Annotated in this window: 1 protein-coding gene and 1 pseudogene; both read right to left on the minus strand. The window is 35.3% G+C overall.

The genetic code is table 11. The features are described 5' to 3' along the window. Window positions 1-82: pseudogene (locus F1592_RS09170) on the minus strand (IS6 family transposase); the annotation flags it as partial. 422 nt (window positions 83-504) lie between these two features. After that, window positions 505-3,468, minus strand: a complete 2,964-nt coding sequence (locus F1592_RS09175; protein ID WP_024127850.1) for a Tn3 family transposase — start codon at window positions 3,466-3,468, stop codon at window positions 505-507. Between the last annotated feature and the right edge of the window lie 180 nt (window positions 3,469-3,648).

Here is a 3,648-nt window from a genome sequence, read left to right on the forward strand (position 1 = left end):
AAATCAATTCATATCTTAGATAGTAGCCTACGGCTACTGTGATAACATCCTTGTTAAATTGTTTATATCTGTAATAGTTCATACAGAAGACTACTTTTTGTTTATATTATATTATAAATTCTACTTTGCAACAGAACCCAAAATTGTATAATCTCCAATGGCAACCGCTGTCCCTGACATATCAGCTTTAACATTTGTAAATCTCCCCACAGCCTGAAGATTTTCTGTAACAGGTGAGTCAACTTTCCTTATTTTAATCTTATCATCTGCTATTTTTTGGGCTAAATTAAAAGTTTCCTCATTACCCTCTTTTTTATTGAATGCGATGTTTGTGTAATTCTTATAATAGCCTATTATGTAAAGAAAACAAGCCGAGATCTCGGCTTGTTTTCTTCTTGTCTTGATTAGTTGTTATTAAAATTATACGAAAGGGGTACCGTCAGGAAAATGCGGATTTACAACGCTAAGCCTATTTTCAAGACGATTACCCCAGTTTTAACAACGTTAAGAAAGTTTTAGTGGTCTTAGAGAATCTAACGCAACCATTTTTTCAGAATTAAAACGGTACTCTCCTAGTAAATTGATATGCTCCCAGCCTAAAGGAGACATATGATGCAACAAATCTACATTAAAATTACCTAAACCTTTTTGGTATTCAACTGCTTTTGTCAGATGTAGGGTATTCCAGACACTAATGGCATTGATAATTATGTTTAAAGCACTGGCTCTTTGCAATTGATGCTGTATGGTTCGTTCCCTAAGCTCTCCTTGTTTTCCGAAGAAAATAGCTCTTGCCAGTCCATTCATGGCTTCTCCTTTATTCAATCCTTTTTGTATTTTTCTTCTTAATGATTCATCCGAAATATAATTCAAAATAAAGATCGTTTTTTCTATTCGGCCCATCTCACGTAAGGCTGTAGCCAAGCTGTTTTGTCTTGAATAAGAACCTAGTTTCCCCATAATAAGGGATGCTGAAACTTTTCCTTCCTTTATAGAATGAGCTAATCGCAAAACATCCTGATAATTTTCTTTAATGACCTTTGTACTTATTTGTCCACGTAAAATGGCTTCTAATTTTGGATATTCACTTGCTTTATCTATTATAAATAATTTCGAGTCTGATAAATCCCTTATTCTTGGGGCAAATTTAAATCCTAATAAATGAGTCAGTCCGAATATTTGGTCTGTGTAACCAGCTGTGTCTGTATAATGCTCTTCTATGTTTAGATCCGTCTCATGGTGCAACAAACCATCCAAAACATGAATTGCATCCCTTGAGTTTGTATGAATAATCTTTGTGTAGTAAGAAGAGAATTGATCACTCGTAAATCGATAGATGGTGGCCCCTTTTCCGGTTCCATAATGTGGATTTGCATCTGCATGTAATGATGAAACACCTAGCTGCATTCTCATACCATCAGACGAGGATGTTGTACCGTCACCCCAATAGGAAGACAATTGCAATTTGTGATGGAAATTTACTAATACGGATTGAGCTTTATTCATTGAGTCTTCATACATGCGCCATTGAGACACATTGGCTAGTTGTTTATATGTAAGTCCGGGTGTGGCCTCAGCCATCTTACTCAATCCAATATTCATTCCCATTCCTAAAAGGGCAGCCATGATAATGGTTGTTTCTTCTTTATCTGGTTTTCGATTATTGGAAGCATGAGTGAATTGCTCATGAAATCCTGTTATATGAGCAACATCCATGAGTAAATCAGTTAATTTTATTCTTGGCAGCATTTGATAAAGGCTTGCACTAAACTTTTTTGCTTCTTCTGGAACATCTTTTTCTAAGCGTGCAAGTGACAGCTTTCCTTTTTCAAGAGAAACCCCGTCTAACTTGTTGGAATTGGAAGCTAACCACTTTAATCTTTCATTAAGGCTGCTGGTTCTCTCTGTCATATAGTCTTCGAATGATAAACTAACTGATAACCTCGTATTTCCCTTCGTTTGATTCCATGTGTCTTCCGAAAACAAATATTCCTCAAAATCTCTATATTGTCTGCTACCCACAATGGAAACATCACCAGCCCGAACATGTTCCCTTAGTTCTGTTAAGACGGCCATTTCATAATAATGACGATTGATTGTACCGTCATCCTCATATAAGTGTTTTTTCCAACGCTTTGAGATAAAGTCCACAGGTGATTCATCAGGCACTTTTCGCTTCCCAGATTCATTCATTCCTCGGATAATCTCTACAGCTTGCAAAAGTGGTTCATTTGCCTTTGTAGAATGAAATTCCAATACTCTTAATAGCGTCGGCGTGTACTTTCTTAGTGAATAAAATCGTTTTTGCAACAAGTCTAGATAATCATAGTCGGCTGGGCGTGCAAGTTCTTGAGCTTCTTCCACGGAAGAGACAAAAGAATTCCATTCAATAACAGATTCTAAAACCTTAAAAACATCTAATTTTTCCTCTTTTGCTTTGATTAATGCTTGTCCGATGTTCGTAAAGTGTATGACTTTTTCATTCAACTTTTTACCATTTTGCTTTTGAATTTCTTCTTGAGCCTTACGACCTTTCGATAACAGGCTAAGTATTTGTCTATCATGGATTTCAAAAGCTTTATCTGTTAAGTCTTGGTTAAGGTGTAATAAATAAACGGTTAATATTGAATAACGTTTATTTTCTTGAAAGTCACGGAATGCATAAGGCTCATATCTTGAACCTAAGCGAGATAGCTGTAACAGGCGATTGCGATGCAAATGACTAATTTGTACCGTTTCTAATTCCATTCCTCGTATGTATTCCAGTCGTTCTATTACTTTAAGAAATGTTTCGGGTGAAGGATGACCCGGCGGTTCCTTTAACCAACCCAATATAGTTTTATTGGATTCGGATAGATGCTGCGAAGTAATGATCTCTTCAAGCTTTTCTTTTTGCTCATTTGTTAGAGATTGACTAACCGTATTAAATAGCTTCTTTTCAGCCATTGCCCTTGCCTCCCACACCATTCTTTCAAGTGTAGTGAAAGCAGGTAATATGATTTTGTTTTTTCTTAGAAAATCTATGCATTCATGTAGTAGATGAATAGCATCACCATTTTCCAAAGCCAATTGATGAAGGTGCTTAAATGTCATTCGATATTCTTTTAGAGTAAAAGTTAAAAAGTCGTATTCACTACGAATTTCTTTCAAATGATCCCAAAGTGTATTTTCTCTTTGAGGATAAAGACTAAGCGAAGATGGAGTGGCGCCGATTTGTTTCGATATATAATGTATGACTGAATCCGGGATGTTTTTGATATGAGTGTATGGCCAACCGGGATACCGAAGAACGGCTAATTGAACAGCGAACCCTAAACGGTTTTCTTCTCTCCTTCGTTTATTTATAATTTCTAAATCTCGTTTGGAAAAAGTGTAGTAGGTTCCTAGCACCCATTCATCTTCAGGAATTTGCATAAGAGCCTGTCGCTGTTCCGGTGTAAGCAATTCTCTACCTCTCGCAATTTTCATAAAGTATCATCTCATTTCTGTAATTATTCAGTTAATTAATTTAATTATATATCAATAGAGTATACTCTAGTGTCCAAAAATAAAATAACAAAAAAACAAACACAAACCAAAAAAAAAACCCAAAAAAAAAAAAAAAAAAAAAAAAAAAACAAAAAAAAAAAAAAAAAAAAAAAAAAAAAA

It is taken from the genome of Staphylococcus sp. GDX7P312P, assembly GCF_008385775.1.
Taxonomy (GTDB): Bacteria; Bacillota; Bacilli; order Staphylococcales; family Staphylococcaceae; genus Staphylococcus; species Staphylococcus haemolyticus.